This is a genomic window from Bradyrhizobium archetypum, from assembly GCF_013114835.1.
In the GTDB taxonomy this organism is placed as follows: Bacteria; Pseudomonadota; Alphaproteobacteria; order Rhizobiales; family Xanthobacteraceae; genus Bradyrhizobium; species Bradyrhizobium archetypum.
The window spans coordinates 345,367-360,837 of sequence record NZ_JAAVLW010000007.1 but is presented as its reverse complement, the minus strand read 5'-3'; the positions used below and the strand labels follow the sequence as shown (position 1 = coordinate 360,837).

General features: G+C 64.1%; 13 protein-coding genes. 9 read left to right on the top strand and 4 right to left on the bottom strand.

Annotation, left to right across the window (positions count from 1 at the left end):
• Window positions 1-182 precede the first annotated feature (182 nt).
• The 5 genes from HCN50_RS34830 to nadC are packed head-to-tail and all read left to right on the top strand — an operon-like array spanning window position 183 to window position 5,214.
• Window positions 183-764: a hypothetical protein gene (locus HCN50_RS34830; protein ID WP_376700317.1), complete on the top strand. Its 582-nt coding sequence runs from the start codon at window positions 183-185 to the stop codon at window positions 762-764.
• A 36-nt stretch (window positions 765-800) separates the two neighbouring features.
• Entirely contained in the window at window positions 801-1,757 is a 957-nt protein-coding gene (locus HCN50_RS24660; RefSeq protein ID WP_171712478.1) for an NUDIX hydrolase, read from the top strand.
• 54 nt (window positions 1,758-1,811) lie between these two features.
• Window positions 1,812-2,798 carry a quinolinate synthase NadA gene (nadA, locus tag HCN50_RS24655; protein WP_171712477.1) on the top strand — a complete coding sequence of 329 codons (987 nt, stop codon included), beginning with the start codon at window positions 1,812-1,814 and terminating at the stop codon, window positions 2,796-2,798.
• Window positions 2,795-4,348, top strand: coding sequence for an L-aspartate oxidase (locus HCN50_RS24650; RefSeq protein ID WP_171712476.1), 1,554 nt, complete (start codon window positions 2,795-2,797; stop codon window positions 4,346-4,348). Before nadA ends, HCN50_RS24650 begins: the two co-directional genes overlap by 4 nt.
• The gene (gene nadC, locus HCN50_RS24645; protein ID WP_171712475.1) at window positions 4,345-5,214 is read left to right on the top strand and encodes a carboxylating nicotinate-nucleotide diphosphorylase; all 870 of its coding nucleotides are present in this window, start codon (window positions 4,345-4,347) and stop codon (window positions 5,212-5,214) included. Before HCN50_RS24650 ends, nadC begins: the two co-directional genes overlap by 4 nt.
• A gap of 9 nt (window positions 5,215-5,223) precedes the next feature.
• On the opposite strand, the gene HCN50_RS24640 is transcribed toward nadC, so the two are convergent.
• The gene (locus tag HCN50_RS24640; RefSeq protein ID WP_171712474.1) at window positions 5,224-6,036 is read right to left on the bottom strand and encodes an FTR1 family iron permease; all 813 of its coding nucleotides are present in this window, start codon (window positions 6,034-6,036) and stop codon (window positions 5,224-5,226) included.
• Window positions 6,037-6,187: 151 nt separating this feature from the next.
• Window positions 6,188-7,279 carry a COX15/CtaA family protein gene (locus HCN50_RS24635; protein ID WP_235977192.1) on the bottom strand — a complete coding sequence of 364 codons (1,092 nt, stop codon included), beginning with the start codon at window positions 7,277-7,279 and terminating at the stop codon, window positions 6,188-6,190.
• Between the two features lie 106 nt (window positions 7,280-7,385).
• On the opposite strand from HCN50_RS24635, the gene HCN50_RS24630 reads away from it, so the two are divergent.
• Window positions 7,386-7,598, top strand: a complete 213-nt coding sequence (locus HCN50_RS24630) for a DUF2842 domain-containing protein (protein ID WP_171712472.1) — start codon at window positions 7,386-7,388, stop codon at window positions 7,596-7,598.
• A 1-nt stretch (window position 7,599) separates the two neighbouring features.
• On the opposite strand, the gene HCN50_RS24625 is transcribed toward HCN50_RS24630, so the two are convergent.
• A complete protein-coding gene (locus HCN50_RS24625) occupies window positions 7,600-8,652 on the bottom strand; it encodes a polysaccharide deacetylase family protein (protein ID WP_171712471.1) in 1,053 nt (350 codons plus the stop codon).
• Window positions 8,653-8,779: 127 nt separating this feature from the next.
• Between HCN50_RS24625 and HCN50_RS24620 the strand changes: the two genes are divergently transcribed.
• Complete coding sequence (locus HCN50_RS24620; protein ID WP_171712470.1) at window positions 8,780-9,970, top strand: GNAT family N-acetyltransferase; 1,191 nt, start codon at window positions 8,780-8,782, stop codon at window positions 9,968-9,970.
• 114 nt (window positions 9,971-10,084) lie between these two features.
• On the opposite strand, the gene HCN50_RS24615 is transcribed toward HCN50_RS24620, so the two are convergent.
• Window positions 10,085-12,355, bottom strand: coding sequence for a GumC family protein (locus HCN50_RS24615; RefSeq protein ID WP_171712469.1), 2,271 nt, complete (start codon window positions 12,353-12,355; stop codon window positions 10,085-10,087).
• Window positions 12,356-12,642: 287 nt separating this feature from the next.
• On the opposite strand from HCN50_RS24615, the gene HCN50_RS24610 reads away from it, so the two are divergent.
• Together HCN50_RS24610 and HCN50_RS24605 are read left to right on the top strand one after the other, a co-directional pair.
• A complete protein-coding gene (locus HCN50_RS24610) occupies window positions 12,643-13,776 on the top strand; it encodes a glycosyltransferase family 4 protein (protein WP_171712468.1) in 1,134 nt (377 codons plus the stop codon).
• Between the two features lie 139 nt (window positions 13,777-13,915).
• A complete protein-coding gene (locus tag HCN50_RS24605) occupies window positions 13,916-15,430 on the top strand; it encodes an undecaprenyl-phosphate glucose phosphotransferase (protein WP_171712611.1) in 1,515 nt (504 codons plus the stop codon).
• Window positions 15,431-15,471 lie beyond the last annotated feature (41 nt).

Genomic DNA, 15,471 nt, shown 5'->3' with positions numbered 1-15,471 from the left:
CGGGATGGTCCGAAAGACCAGACCCGGAATTTCGAGATTGCGGGTTCGATGCTTCGCATCGCGCCGGAATGACGTCTCGAGTGCCAACACGTGTTCCCCCCATCCTGAAATCACAAGCCTCTCGTTAACGCCATTCCGGCATAAAATGGCAGCGAGCCGCCCTCGATGATTCGGAGCCAATGATGCTGCGCTGGATGACGCCATTCCTGGTCGCGCTTTTCGCATTCGGAACCGCTGCGGCCCAGAGCCCCGGAGCCACCCCGAGCACCGATGGACCCGCCGCAGCAAAACCGCCCGTTTCCCCTGCCGCCGCCAAATCGGCCGATGATCCGGCAGCCGCCAAGCCGAACGACAGTCCGACGGCGGCCAAGACAGCACAGAGCCCAGCCGCGGCAAAGCGCGCCGAGAAGGCTGCCACCGGCAAGCGCGCCGCGGCGCGCGCTGCTAGCCAGTTGCCGCCCGGCCTGCCCCGCGCGCACTACAATTACCGAACCACGGTTTCCCCTCCGTCCGCGGCTCCTCTTTACGTGCGGCGCGGCCGCGCCTTGGTCGTCGAAGAAGAGAAACTGGTATTCGCGCCGCTCGGCGTCGTACCCTTTGCCCCAGGCGTCAATGGCACGCCGCTGCTTCCGGGCTCATCGACCCTGCCCGGCTATTACGGAACCAGCCATTCCTACAGCTATGACGGCCCCTATTATGGCGGCCCCTATGAGCCGTACTGGAATCGCCTGCCCTACGCTTGCGGCGTGTACGGATACTGCTAAACGCGCACTAGCCAACAACGGAGACGGACGAACGACGTGGCAGGGGCAACGCGGAAAGCCTTAAAGACGGACGCAGCCAATGCGATCACGGCCGATCTGGTCGCCGTGCTCGTCGCCGTGACCGAGGGCGAGCCCAAGATCATGACCATCGCAAACGATGGCGCGCTGCCGAGCGGCCCGTTCGAATTCGCGCACCGTTCGCTGCAAACGGGTTTGCGGGCGTGGGTCGAGGCGCAGACCGGCCATCCCCTCGGCTATGTCGAGCAGCTCTATACGTTCGCGGATCGCGGACGGGCCGGCGGTGCGAAGTCGCCGCATTCGATTTCGATCAGCTATCTCGGACTCACCCGCGAAGACAAGGTTGGCCAGGGTTTTGAGGCGCACTGGTCCGGGTGGTACGAATACTTCCCGTGGGAGGATCAGCGGGCGGGCCTGCCGGCGTCGCTCGCGAAGACATTGACGTCACGGCTGCGGGGGTGGTCGAAATCTGCGGCCACCACCAGCCTGCAGCGCGAACGCTGGCAACGCGCCGCCATCACATTCGGCTTCGATGGTCGCGAATGGAACGAGGAATTGGTGCTGCAGCGCTATGAGCTGCTCTACGAGGCCGGCTTGATCCCTGAAGCCGTGCGCGACGGCGCGCCGGCCACATCGGTCATTCCAGGCAGACCGATGACGGGCGATCATCGCCGCATTCTCGCCACCGGGATCGCACGGCTCCGTGCCAAGATCAAATATCGCCCCGTGGTATTCGAGCTGATGCCGGCGGAGTTCACCCTGCTGCAACTGCAACGCAGCGTTGAGGCGCTTGCAGGCCGGCTGGTCCACAAGCAGAATTTCCGCCGCCTGATCGAGCAGCAGCAACTCGTTGAGGAAACTGGCGCAATCGCTGGCGATACCGTGGGCCGCCCGGCCAAATTATTCCGGTTCCGCCATGCCGTGTTGGCCGAGCGGGCCGTGGCCGGAACCAAGCTTCCGCTATCGCGCACTTGACTTCGATTATGCTCAGGATAAGTATAAGCCAAGATATACTCAAGGAGAGTATAAATGGCCGACCACAGCTCCGCCGCACTCGCCCGCACCTCCCCGCTTTACGACAGGGTCAAACGGGTCATCCCGCCGCCTGAATGGGCGGTATTCGCAGAGGATGTCGACGCCATTCTGACGCTCAAGCGAGAGCGCAATGCCGTCGTCCTCGCCCACAATTATCAGACACCCGAGATCTTCCATGGTGTTGCCGACATCGTCGGCGACAGCCTCTTGCTGGCGCGTGAAGCCACCAAGGTCGATGCCGACATCATCGTGCTGGCGGGTGTGCACTTCATGGCGGAGACAGCCAAGCTGCTGAACCCGGAAAAGACCGTGCTGATCCCCGACCTCGCCGCGGGCTGTTCGCTCGCGGAGTCCATCACCGCGGAGGACGTGCGGCTGATGCGGCAGCGCTATCCCGGTGTCCCCGTCGTCACCTATGTCAACACGTCAGCGGCGGTGAAGGCGGAGTCCGATATCTGCTGCACCTCGGGCAACGCGCTCAAGGTCGTGGAGTCGCTCGGCGCGGAGCGCGTCATCATGCTGCCGGATGAATATCTCGCGCAGAACATCGCCACACAGACGAATGTGAAGATCATCGCATGGAAGGGCCATTGCGAGGTGCACGAACTGTTTACGGCCTCCGACGTCCGGCAACTGCGCGAGAACCACCCCGACGTGACGATACTGGCCCATCCGGAGTGCCCGCCCGAAGTGGTCGCGGAAGCCGATTTCTCTGGCTCGACGGCGGCGATGTCGGATTTCGTCGACAAAAAACGGCCGCCGCGGGTCGTGCTGCTGACGGAATGCTCGATGAGCGACAATGTCGCGGTGCTCCATCCCGACGTGGAGTTCGTCCGGCCCTGCAATCTGTGCCCGCACATGAAGCGGATCACCCTGAAGAACATCCGCCATGCGCTGGAAGCCGGCCAGCACGAGGTGACGATCGATCCCGCCGTCGCGGTGTCGGCAAGACACGCTGTCGAAAGGATGCTGGCGATATGAGCACGGAGATTTCAGCGCTGGCCAACCGTCCCATGATCATCGGCGGCGGCGCGGCCGGATTGATGACGGCGCTTCAGATGGCGCCCGAGCCGGTCGTTCTGCTGTCAAAGGCGCCACTCGGCGCGGAGGCGTCGAGCCTGTGGGCGCAGGGCGGGCTTGCGGCGGCGATGAGCGACGATGACGATCCTGCCCTGCACTTGGCCGATACGCTTTCGGCAGGCGCTGGACTGTGCGAGGAAGCTATCGCGCGCCGGATCGTTCAAGCAGCGCCTGCCGCTGTCGAGCATCTGGCAAGACTTGGCGTCGCCTTCGACAGGCGCCCCGAGGGCGGCTGGCGGCTCGGCCTCGAAGCCGCCCATAGTCGCAACCGGATTGTGCATGCGACCGGCGACGGCACCGGACGCGAAATCATGCGCGCGCTGATCGCAGCCGTGCGGCGCTGCCCGTCGATCACCCTGCTTGAAGGCGTCGAGGCGCGGAGCCTGATGGTCGAAGATAATTCCATCAAAGGCGTGCTCGCGGTGAACGCGCAGGGGCCATTTGTGATCGACACGACCCGCGTGGTGCTGGCGGCGGGCGGCATCGGCGGCTTGTTTCTCGACAGCACCAACCCAAGTGGTTGCTTCGGCCAGGGACTGGCACTAGCGGCACGCGCCGGAGCCCTGCTCTCCGATCTCGAATTCATCCAGTTTCACCCGACCGCTTTCGACGGCCCGTCGCGCCCGATGCCGCTGGTGACGGAAGCCGTGCGCGGCGACGGCGCGATCCTGATCGACGACATCGGAAATCGCTTCATGGCGGACCAGCCAGGTGCCGAACTCGCGCCGCGCGACATTGTCGCGCGCGCGGTGTGGCGCCGCCGCGCCGAGGGACATCGAACTTTCCTCGACGCACGGAAACATCCGGGAGCGGAATTTGCCCAGCGCTATCCCGTCATCTCCGCCTTCTGCAAAATGGCCGGGATCGATCCCGCGACCGATCCGATTCCGGTGCGGCCGGCGGTGCATTATCACATGGGCGGCATCACGGTGGATGGCGAGGGACGCAGCACCGTGGACGGCCTTTGGGCCTGCGGCGAAGTCAGCCGCACCGGGCTGCATGGCGCCAACCGGCTCGCCAGCAATTCGCTGATGGAAGCGATCGTCTGCGCCCAATGGGTCGCGGAGAGCGTTCAAGGCACAAACCGCCGCCCGTCGAAAGCGCCTGCGGCCGGCCCGCCTGCGCCCGCGTCCGACCCTTCCGCCGTGCGGCCGATCCTGTCGCAGGGCCTCGGCGTGCTTCGAGAGCGGCACGGCATCGAACGTGCGATCCGCATCCTCTATCCGGTCGCCAATGGCCGTAGCGCGGCTGCCGATCCCGCGCTGGTCGGATTGATGATCGCGGTCGCCGCCTGGCGGCGCGAGGAAAGCCGCGGCGGGCACTACCGCAGCGACTTCCCCGAGACCCTGCCCTCGGCCGAGCCGTCGTCCATCTCACTTGCGGAAGCGCTCAACGCTGCCTGCGAAATCAGTGAAATCCGAACTCTGTCAATTGGGAGCGTCCAGCCGTGACACTGACCCCACTTCTCCCTCTGATGTATGAACCGCTGGTTCGAACCGCCCTGCTCGAAGATTTGGGTCGCGCCGGCGACATCACGGCGGATGCGATCGTTCCGGCCGATAGAAACGCCTCGCTGGTGCTGCGCGCGCGCCAGCCTGGCGTCGTGGCCGGGCTCGACATCGCGGCTTGCGCGTTTCAGCTCGTCAATCCTGCTGTCAGCCTCACCGCCGAGCGGCCTGACGGCAGCGTGGTGGCGCCGGGAGATGTGATCGCCGCCATCGAGGGGCCGGCGCGCGGGCTGTTGACCGGCGAACGGACGGCGCTGAACTTCCTCTGCCATCTCAGCGGCATCGCCACCGCGACGGCCTCGCTGGTATCGGCGGCGCAAGGCACCAGGGCGCGCATCGTCTGCACCCGCAAGACCATGCCCGGGCTGCGTACGCTGGAAAAATATGCGGTCCGTGCCGGCGGCGGCAGCAATCACCGTTTCGGCCTCGACGATGCCATGCTGATCAAGGACAACCACATCGCGCTGGCCGGCGGTGTCAGAACCGCGATCGAGCGCGCAAATGCGCTTGCCGGCCACCTCGTCAAGATCGAGGTCGAAGTGGACACACTGCTTCAACTTGAACAGGCCCTTGCGGTCGGCGTGGACGCCGTCCTGCTCGATAACATGACGCTCGAGGAATTGCGGCAAGCGGTTGCCATGACCGGCGGCCGTGCGATCACCGAAGCTTCCGGCCGTATTACAGCCGAAACCGCCAAGGCAATCGCCGCAACGGGTGTCGACCTGATCTCCGCCGGCTGGCTCACGCACAGCTCCGCCGCCCTCGATATCGGGCTCGATTACCTTGGGCTTAATCAAAAGGCGGCGTAGCGCGACGAGCTACTCGGCCGCGCGCATGGCGGACTTGTCCTCACGGGTCAACCGGCTGTTACGCTGGAACACCGAATAGGTCGCGAACGCGAACAGGATCACCAAGCCCTGGATCGACAGCGCTTCCATGGACGGGTTGAGGCCGATCGCGGCCAGGAAGGCGGAGCCCTTGACCTCGGTGACTGTAATGATCGCCTGCTCCTGGAACTCCTGCACCGCTTCGCCGATGAACTTGATCGCCATCACGAACAGGAAGGCCGAGGTGATGATAAACAGCGGCCGTAGCGGCAGCTTCCGCGCGATCAGGTTAATGAAATAGAACAGCACGGCGAGCCCGGCCGTGGCCGCGGCAAGGCCGGCAAACAGCCCGGCACTCCAGCCGCCTTCGGTCGTCGCTAGCGCATTGATGAATAGCACGGTTTCGGCGCCCTCGCGGAACACCGCGAGGAACGCCAGCGCGCCGACCGCCCACACCGTCTCCTGCGACAGCGCCTGGTCAGCTTTGTGGGAGAGATATTCCTGCCAGCCGCGCGGGTCCTGCTTCACCATCAGCCAGCCGCTGACATAGAGCATCAGGGCGGCGGCGCAGAGAATGATGATGCCTTCGAGAACGTCGCTGTGCTCGCCGGAGTTCAGCACCGCGAACAGCCAGGCCGCGACAATGCTGGCGCCGACGGCCGCGAGCGCGCCGCCATACAGTGCCTGAATGCGATGGCCGGCACCGGCTTTCGTCAAATAGCCCGCCAATGCTGCGATCACGAGCATGGCTTCGAGCCCCTCGCGAAGCAGGATGACGGCGGCCTGGATGAATGCAGACGACATGAAGCGAACCCGTTTTGCTTCGTTTTATCGCCCGGCCCATCCAAGTAAAGCGGTGTAGCCGGACACAAACGCGTCAGGGCGAGCGCGCGGCAAGAAAGCCCCGCAAATCGGGCACTTCCCGAAATGGCGGCAGATTAGAATTGCTCAATTTTCAGCCAGGTTGGCCGAGTGGCAGAATCGGTTTCCGCCGGTCGTACGCGGCGTGACGTGAAACGAGACGTTCGGTCTGCAGCACCGCGAGCGCCAGCACCAGGATGGCGACCGCCTGATGCGCCAGCGCCAGATCGATCGGCACCTGATTCAGCAGCGTGAGGATACCGAGCCCGGCCTGCAGCGTGATCGCCGCCACCAGCGACCAAGCGCCGCTGATCACGGCCGCGCCGGCCCGCGACCGGATCGCGTCGATCGCATGCAGGACCGCCAGCGCCAACAGCGCGTAAGCGGTCATGCGATGCTCGAACTGCACGGTGAGCGTGTTGTCGAACAGATTGCGCCACCACGGCTCCTCGAACCACAGCCGCGCCGCCGACGGAATCAAAGCGCCGTCGATCTCGGGCCAGGTGTTATACACCCTGCCCGCCCGCAGGCCCGCGACGAGCGCGCCGAAATAGATCTGGACGAACGTCAGGGCGAGCAAAGCCACCCCGGAAACCTTCAGCCGCTGGGGAAAGTCGGGCTGCGGACGCGCCGTCATCCGCCGCAGCGTCCAGACGATTGACGCAAAGATAATCAGCGCCAGCACCAGATGCGTCGCCAGACGATACTGGGAGACCTCTGTCCGTTGCGACAGGCCAGAGGCGACCATCCACCATCCGACCGCGCCCTGCAGCGCGCCGAGGGCAAAGATCAGCCACAGCCGCTTTTTCAGCTCGGCGCTGAACGCGCCGCGCCACAGGAAGTACAGGAACGGCAGCAGATAGGCCGCGCCGATCACGCGCCCGAGCAGGCGGTGGCTCCACTCCCACCAGAAGATGGTCTTGAACTCCGACAGAGTCATGCCGGCGTTGAGTTCGCGGTATTGCGGGATGGCCTTGTAGCCCTCGAACGCCTGCGCCCATTGCGCCTCGTTGAGCGGCGGCAGCGTGCCGGTAACCGGCTTCCACTCCACGATCGACAGCCCGGATTCCGTCAGCCGCGTGGCCCCGCCGACCACGACCATGACCGCGATCAGCGCGGCGACGGCGATCAGCCACCACCGGATAGCGCCGGCATGCGGGGCCTGTTGTGCGGAACTAGCGGACATAAAACCCATCTTGGCACGCCGGGGCGACACGCTTGATTGAATTGGCGCGCCCCTTATAGTCCGCCCCTTCCCGCGCGCAACCCGCCACGAGCCCGACATATCCGCCATGACGATCCGCACCCGCAAATTCTTCGGAACTCTGGCCTTGCTGGCGCTGGTCGTGGTGTGGTCGCTGCTGGGAATGACCATCGCCCAGACGCCGTGGCTGGCCAATTCCGGCCTGTTGCAGGCGGTCTTCTATGTCGTGGCGGGGCTCGGATGGGTGCTGCCGGCGATGCCAATCGTGAGCTGGATGTCGCGGCCCGACCGCGCCGCCTAGATTAGACCCAGTTGTCGCGGCTCGGCCTGACCAGCGGAAACATCATCCCCGATAACATCACGCGCAGCATGCGCAGCGACTCTTGCCGTCCGTCCCAGGCGATCCGCGGCAGGGCGTGCAGATTGGTGTATCCCTTGGCCTCTACGACGCCCGGTATCGTCGATACCGCGCTGGCGAAACCGGCCTCCTGCGCCATGACCATGTGCTCGCGGCGCCAGGATTGCCGATCGCCGAACGGATACGCGAAGTGGCTGACGGCGCGGCGCAACGCGGTCTCGGCGACCGCCTTGCCCATGGTCATTTCGCGCTGCGCGTCGGGCGCTTTCAGGTTGGACAGCGCGAAATAATTCACCGACGCGCTGCCGATCGTCACCAGCGGATCGGCGGCGAGTTTCACGAGATCGTCCCAATCCATCGACGCATCGCGCGACAGCGCCGCGAGCTCGACGGAGTAGCGCGTGCAAAGGTCGCGGATCGCGAACGAAAGATCCGGCGGCGGCAGCGTCCGCAGCCAGCTCGTCAGAAAATCGAACGTGTCATATTTTTCCGACGTGCTCCCCGTTGCGAAACGCCGCTCTTTCCGATCGATCAGCAGGCTGATGCGCTCTTCACGCGCAATCACCTCTTCGAGCGCGAGCCACCAAGCTTCGCCGATCTTGTCCGGAAACGCCGTCGGCAGATAGACGGTGAAGGGCACGCCGTGCTTCGACAACACGGGATAAGCCTGCGTGATGACATCCTTGCTGCCGCCATCGAAAGTCAGGCAGGCAAATCGGTTAGCCTTTGGCAGCGTGACCGCCCGCCGGCACACTTCGTCCGTTGTGACCAGATCGAAATTCCAGCGCTTCAGCGCCCGAATTATCTGGTCGAGAAATTGCGGCGAGATTTCACGCCACCGGTTCGGTTGAAACGCGCGGGAATCGCGCGGGCGCACGCGCTCGAACCGCAAAATGACGCCGGCGCCGCCGGTCGCCCGCTGCCTCAGTCTGAAATAGCCGCTGAAATAGGCGAGCTCCATCCGGAGCCGCCGCAAAATTCCGATATCCGACGCCAACGTCCCCGCCTCTCACATGCGGTCGCGCTGTCCCGCCGCAGCCGCATTGTATTACCCTTTGTTGACATTTCCCTGCGAAGGTCGGCAAAGCCGAAATTGTAAACATTCATATAACACGGGCTCTGCGATGACCATGGCTGCCGCGATTGAAGACCGTACGGCGGATCGAAATACGTGGTCGAAGACGAGCCGAATCGCCGGCCTCGACATCGTTCACGATCTCACCGCGGCAGAAAGTATCTGGCGCAGCCTGGAAGGCGCGCAAACCTTCTTCACGCCGTATCAGCGGTTCGACTTTCTCAATCCCTGGCAGCGGCACGTCGGCGAACGCGAAGGCCTCGTTCCCTTCATCGTGATCGCCTACGACGCCGAACGCCGCCCGCTGCTGCTGCTCCCGCTCGCGCTCCGGCACGCCTATGGCGCACGTTGCGCCAGTTTCATGGGTGGCAAGCACTCCACCTTCAACATGGCGCTGTTCGACCGTGATTTCGCCGCAAGTGCAACGCAGGCCGATCTCGAACATCTGATCTCGGCGATATCGCAGCGATCTGAAGCCGACGTGCTCGCCCTGCATCAGCAGCCGGTACGCTGGCGCGATCTACCCAACCCGCTCGCCTTGCTGCCGCATCAACCGTCGGCCAATGATTGCCCGCTCCTGGTGATCGAGCCGGCAGCCACGCCCGTCGCGCTGATCAGCAATTCGTTCCGTCGCCGCCTCAAGGGCAAGGAACGCAAACTGCAGTCGCTGCCCGGCTATCGCAGCCACGTTGCGTCGTCGGAAGCCGACATCACGCGGCTGCTCGACTGGTTCTTCCGCGTCAAGCCGCTGCGGATGGCCGAGCAGAAGCTGCCGAATGTGTTCGCCGATTCCGGCATCGAGGAATTTGTCCGCACTGCCTGCACCGCGGCGCTCGCCGGCGGCAGACACGCCATCGATATCCACGCCCTGGAATGCGACGAGGAAGCGCTCGCGATCTTCGCCGGCGTCGCCGACGGCCATCGGTTCTCGATGATGTTCAACACCTACACGATGTCGGCGAACTCGAAATACAGCCCCGGCCTGATCTTGATGCGCGATATCATCGATCATTATGCCGGGCAGGGTTATCGCGCCCTCGACCTCGGGATCGGATCCGACGACTACAAGCGGCTGTTCTGCAAGAGCGACGAGCCGATCTTCGACAGCTTCATCCCGCTCAGCCAACGCGGCAAGCTTGCCGCCAGCGTCATGTCGGGCCTCAATCGCACCAAGCGGCTGGTCAAGCAGAAGCCGGCGCTGCTGGAGATGGCGCAAAGGCTGCGCGGCGCGTTCAGCTAGGCTGCTCCGCCATTGCTGTCGTAGAGTGGGCAAAGCGAAGCGTGCCCACCATCCAGATGACGTCGTGAAATGGTGGGCACGGCGCAAGAACGCTTTTCTCACCCTACAGAATCTTTACGCCGCCACCACGCGCGGGCCCGGCTCGACGGCATCGGAAGCCTGACACGGCTTGCTCAGCATCGTCACGTCAGAAAAACCAACGGCCTTGAGCTGATCGCACATCAGCCTGCGCGCATCCGATGCCATCGACGCGTCGGGCACGACGACCGCCTGCGCCTGCGACGTCAGCAATTCGGCCGGCAGATCGGAGGCCGTTCCGGCATCCAGCAGCACATGGTCATAGACCCGCAGCAGCGCATCGATGGCAAGCGTCAGCCGCGGCGATTGGAGCTGCGCTCGGTCGAAGCCCAGGCGCCCGGCGTTCACGAGATGCGCGCGCGACAGCCGATCCCTGGTGATGATCTGCGCAAACGAGGCCTCGCCCCGCATCAGTTCGGCGAGCCCGGGCGCCATCGGATCGGCCGATGCCGCGGCGATCGCCGGCGAGGACGCCACGAGATCAACGACTACGACCCTCGCCTGCTGCGCCATCACCCGCGCCAGCGCCAATGCGGTCAGCGTGATGCTCTCGCTTGGCGCCGTGCCGAGCACGGTCACCTTGCGCGCCGCAGGACCTCCACCAACCAGCGTATCAGCCAGTTGCTCGATCTCGCCGTGCTCTGCCGCAATATTCATGGGAGGCGCATCGGCGCGGGGCTCGCTCAGGGTCGGCTCGGAAACTCGGTGGGCCGCAACGGGAAGTTCAGGCGCGATCGCTGGTGCGAGCACGACTTGCGGCGGCGAAGCCACGGTCATGTCGGGTACGATTTCGGGCGCAACTTCGCGCACAACTCTCGCCGAGCCGGAGGACCCCGGCGCGGTCATGCGCAGCAATTCACCAGTCGCAATCGCGCCTGACGTGAGCAGCAGGGTCGCAAGCGTCGCGATCAACACGACCGGCAGCTTCTTCGGATAGGCCGGGGTGTTGGAAACGGTGGCGCGCGAGATGATGCGGCCGTCGGCCGGCGCTGCCTCGATGTTCTCGCGGGTATTCGCCTCGCGGTATTTGGCGAGATAGGATTCCAGCAGATCGCGCTGTGCCTTGGCCTCGCGCTCCAGCGCACGGAGCTGCACGTCCTGGCCATTGCTCGAGGAAGCCTGCTTCTTCAATTGCTCGAGGCTGTTCATCAGACCCTCGACCCGGCCGCTGGCGATGTGTGCATCATTATCCAGCGAGCGCGACACCTTGCCCGCCTCCTCGCGCAACTGGCGATCGAGATCCGCGAGCTGCGCCTTCAGCTCCTTGATGCGGGGATGACCGCCCAGCAGCGTCGAAGACTGCTCGGCGAGCTGCGCACGCAGCGTCACGCGTTGTTCGGACAGCCGACGCATCAGTTCGGAATTCAACACCTCGGAAGCTTCGATCGGCCTGCCGCTTTGAAGCATTTCCTTGATCAGCCGTGCCTTGGATTCGGCATCCGACTTCAGCGCGCGAGCGTTGTTGAGCTGCGTGTTGAGCTCACCCATCTGCTGGTTGGAAAGCGTGGTGTTGTTGGTGCCGACGAACAGGCTCGACTTGGAACGAAAATCCTCGACGCGCGCCTCGGCTTCGGCGACCTTCTTGCGCAAGTCCTCGATTTCGCGCGACAGCCACTGGCCGGCGGTCTTGGCCTGCTGCTGGCGCGCATCCTGCTGCAGCACCAGATAGCCTTCGGCAATCGAGTTGGCGACGCGCGCGGCGAGTTCGGGATCGCGCGACTGAAATTCGACGACGATGACGCGGGACTTGTCGACTGCGTAGGCCGTGAAGCGTTCGTAGTAGGCTTCCAGCACGCGCTCTTCCGGCGTCAGCGAAAACGGATCGCGGCCGATGCCAACCAGAGCCAGCAGCGACTTGATCGGCGAAAAGCCGCGCAGCACCGGATCGAATTCGGGGAGCTCGGCAAGCCTGTTCTTCTTGATGATCTCGCGCGCCAGATCGCGCGACTGCACCAGTTGCACCTGGCTGGTGACGGCCTCGGGATCGAGCGCGCTGCGTTCCTCGTTGCGCTCGCCATTCGGCCGCAGGAAAACGTTCTCGCGCCCCTCAATCAGGATGCGCGCTTCCGACTTGTAACGTGGCGTGATCATGTTGACGGCGGCGAGCGACGCGACCAGCGCCAGCACCGTCGGAACGATGATCCAGTTCCGCTTGCGCATCAGCACCTGACCGAGCGCGTGCAGATTAAGATCGCCGGATTCGGATGCGGATGTAGCGACGGCCTCCGGCGCGGCAAGAGCGCGCCTTACCTTCGCCTGCTGTACCACCGGCTTGCCGTTGCCTGCCCGCCAGAACGCCAAACGCATCGCACACTCCCGCGGACGCAACTATCGGTCCACTCGACCTGCCTGATTACACTTCATTATGGTTGCCGCTGGGTTAATTTGCCCTGTTTGCCTTACGGACCGGCGCCCCGTGCCCGTCCAGTCATTTTTTGTTAACCATCAAAGCCCTTAATCGCAGCATACTTTTTCATGGGCTCAGGTAATGCGCTGCGCATTTTTCCCAACTCAATGTCTGGTTGCTGCGCTGGCGCTTGCGGGCTGCATGAGCCGGGCAATGCCGGCAGCGTTGACATCTGAAGGCGGCATCGATGTCTGGTGTTGACGGTCAGCCGCTACGGATTTTGCACGCGACGCGCGCGCCCGTTGGCGGCATTTTTCGCCACATCCTCGATCTCGCCAACGGGCAGGCCGACCGCGGCCATCACGTCGGCATCATTGCCGACAGCCTCACCGGCGGCGAGCGCGCCGAGCAGGCGCTGGCGGAAATCGCCCCGCGCCTAAAACTCGGCGTTCACCGCACGGCCATTCGCCGCGAGCCGCTGCCGAGCGATCTTTTGGTATGGGCCCAGTTCCAGCGCATGATCCACCAACTCAAGCCGGACGTGCTGCACGGTCACGGCGCCAAGGCCGGCACCTTCATGCGCCTCAGGACCGCCAGCCGCGACAGGATCCGCGTCTACACCCCGCACGGCGGCTCGCTGCATTTTCCGCTCTCGACACTGAAGGGCAACATCTACGCCCGTGTCGAACGCGCGCTGATGAACGACACCGACCTGTTCCTGTTCGAAAGCGCGTTTGCCCGCGACACCTATCAGCGCACCATCGGCGCGCCGAAGGGACTGGTGCGATGCGTCTTCAACGGCGTCATCGCCGGCGAATTCGATCCCGTCGCCAAGGCCGAGGACGCCACCGACCTGGTCTATGTCGGCGAGTTCCGGCACATCAAGGGCGCAGACCTCCTGATCGACGCCGTGGCGCGGCTGCGCGCCGACGGCCGCGTTGTGACGCTCACGCTCGCCGGTGACGGTGAGGAGAGCGCGAGCCTGAAGGCCCAGGTCGAGCGGCTCAGCCTCGGCGAGACCGTTCGCTTCATCGGCCACGTCAAGGCGCGCTTCGGTTTCTCCAAGGGCTCGCTGCTGGTGGTTCCCTCGCGCGGGGATTCCATGCCCTATGTCGTAATCGAGGCGGCGGCCGCCGGCATTCCAATGGTCGCCGCAAATGTCGGCGGAATCCCCGAGATTTTCGGCCCGCATGGCGACGGCTTGTTTGCGCCCAGCAACGTTGCCGCCATGGCTGGCGCCATCGAAGCCGCGCTCAAGGACCCGGCTGCGGTGCAGGAACGGGCGAAATCGCTGCGCGAACGAATCCTCATGCATTTTTCGCAGAAGGCGATGGTCGAGGGTGTGTTTGCCGGCTACCGCGACGCGTTTGCCAATCGTTAACCGTTATTTACCAACGTAACTGTTTCTTCCGATTTGTCCCGTAAGCCGTGGTGTGGGGAATTCCGCACCAGCAGGCGCACGCCCATGTGCCTGCCACAAGAACGGACGTGGACCAGTGGAACTGATTAACGCACGCTCGATGCTCGACGCCACGGCGGCTGCCACCGCGGACCGTCCACCCGTCGAGCGGCGCCGCAGGCTGTCTTCAGCGGCGCTCGCCGTCGCCGATCAGAAAGTCGGCCGCGCCTACTCGCCGATCGTGATCGCGGGCGCGGTTCGCGTGATCGATTTCACGATCCTGAGCGCGATCGGCATCGCGCTCTATTTTGGATACGTCGTCCCGCTCAACGGCCTTCACTGGGAGTTTCTCGCAGCGATTTTCGGCGTGGCCGCAACGGCCGTGATCTGCTTCCAGGCCGCCGATATCTACCAGGTACAGCTATTCCGCGGCCATCTTCGCCAGATGACGCGAATGGTTTCTTCCTGGGCATTCGTGTTTCTGCTGTTCATCGGCGCTTCCTTCATCGTGAAGCTCGGCAGCGAAATTTCGCGGCTCTGGCTCACGGCGTTTTTCGTGACCGGCTTGGCGGCGCTGGGGACCGGGCGGTTGTTCCTGCGCTCGCTAGTGCGCGGCTGGGCGCGTCAGGGCCGGCTCGATCGTCGCACCATCATCGTCGGCGCGGACGAGAGCGGCGAACAACTTATCCAGGCGCTCAAGGTCCAGGATGATTCCGACATCAAGGTGCTTGGCGTGTTCGACGACCGCAACGACGATCGCGCGATGGACACCTGCGCCGGCAGCCCAAAACTCGGCAAGGTCGACGATATCGTCGAGTTCGCGCGCCGCACCCGCATCGATCTCGTGCTGTTCGCGCTGCCGATCTCCGCCGAGACCCGCATTCTCGAAATGCTGAAGAAGCTATGGGTGCTGCCGGTCGATATCCGCCTTTCGGCGCATACCAATAAGCTGCGTTTTCGTCCCCGCTCCTATTCCTATGTCGGCGAAGTGCCCACCCTCGACATGTTCGAGGCGCCGATCACTGATTGGGACCTGGTGATGAAATGGCTGTTCGACCACGTCGTCGGCATTGTCATCCTGGTGTTGGCATTGCCGGTGATGGGTCTGGTAGCGCTCGCGGTCAAGCTCGACAGCCCGGGGCCCGTGCTGTTCCGCCAGAAACGATTCGGCTTCAACAATGAGCGCATCGACGTCTTCAAGTTTCGTTCGATGTACCACCATCAGGCCGATCCGACCGCCTCCAAGGTCGTCACCCGCAACGATCCCCGCGTCACCCGCGTCGGGCGCTTCATCCGCAAGACCAGCCTCGACGAACTGCCGCAGCTCTTCAACGTGGTGTTCAAGGGGAACCTGTCGCTGGTCGGACCGCGTCCCCACGCCGTGCAAGGCAAGTTGCAGAGCCGCCTGTTCGACGAAGCCGTCGACGGCTATTTCGCGCGCCACCGCGTCAAGCCGGGCATCACCGGCTGGGCGCAGATCAATGGTTGGCGCGGCGAGGTCGACACCGACGAGAAGATTGCGAAGCGCGTCGAGTTCGATCTCTATTACATCGAGAACTGGTCGGTGCTGTTCGACCTCTACATCCTGCTCAAGACGCCGATCGCGCTGATGACGAAAAGCGAGAACGCGTATTGAGGTAGCGTCATAACTGTTGCGTTGCGTGAGTGCGTGAGTAT

Excerpts from the sequence above, each read along its gene's own strand:
- HCN50_RS34830 (WP_376700317.1), top strand. The coding sequence starts at position 183 with ATGCTGCGCTGGATGACGCCATTCCTGGTCGCGCTTTTCGCATTCGGA.
- nadA (WP_171712477.1), top strand. The coding sequence starts at position 1,812 with ATGGCCGACCACAGCTCCGCCGCACTCGCCCGCACCTCCCCGCTTTAC.
- HCN50_RS24650 (WP_171712476.1), top strand. The coding sequence starts at position 2,795 with ATGAGCACGGAGATTTCAGCGCTGGCCAACCGTCCCATGATCATCGGC.
- HCN50_RS24640 (WP_171712474.1), bottom strand. The coding sequence starts at position 6,036 with ATGTCGTCTGCATTCATCCAGGCCGCCGTCATCCTGCTTCGCGAGGGG.
- HCN50_RS24635 (WP_235977192.1), bottom strand. The coding sequence starts at position 7,279 with ATGTCCGCTAGTTCCGCACAACAGGCCCCGCATGCCGGCGCTATCCGG.
- HCN50_RS24630 (WP_171712472.1), top strand. The coding sequence starts at position 7,386 with ATGACGATCCGCACCCGCAAATTCTTCGGAACTCTGGCCTTGCTGGCG.
- HCN50_RS24620 (WP_171712470.1), top strand. The coding sequence starts at position 8,780 with ATGACCATGGCTGCCGCGATTGAAGACCGTACGGCGGATCGAAATACG.
- HCN50_RS24615 (WP_171712469.1), bottom strand. The coding sequence starts at position 12,355 with ATGCGTTTGGCGTTCTGGCGGGCAGGCAACGGCAAGCCGGTGGTACAG.
- HCN50_RS24610 (WP_171712468.1), top strand. The coding sequence starts at position 12,643 with ATGTCTGGTGTTGACGGTCAGCCGCTACGGATTTTGCACGCGACGCGC.
- HCN50_RS24605 (WP_171712611.1), top strand. The coding sequence starts at position 13,916 with ATGCTCGACGCCACGGCGGCTGCCACCGCGGACCGTCCACCCGTCGAG.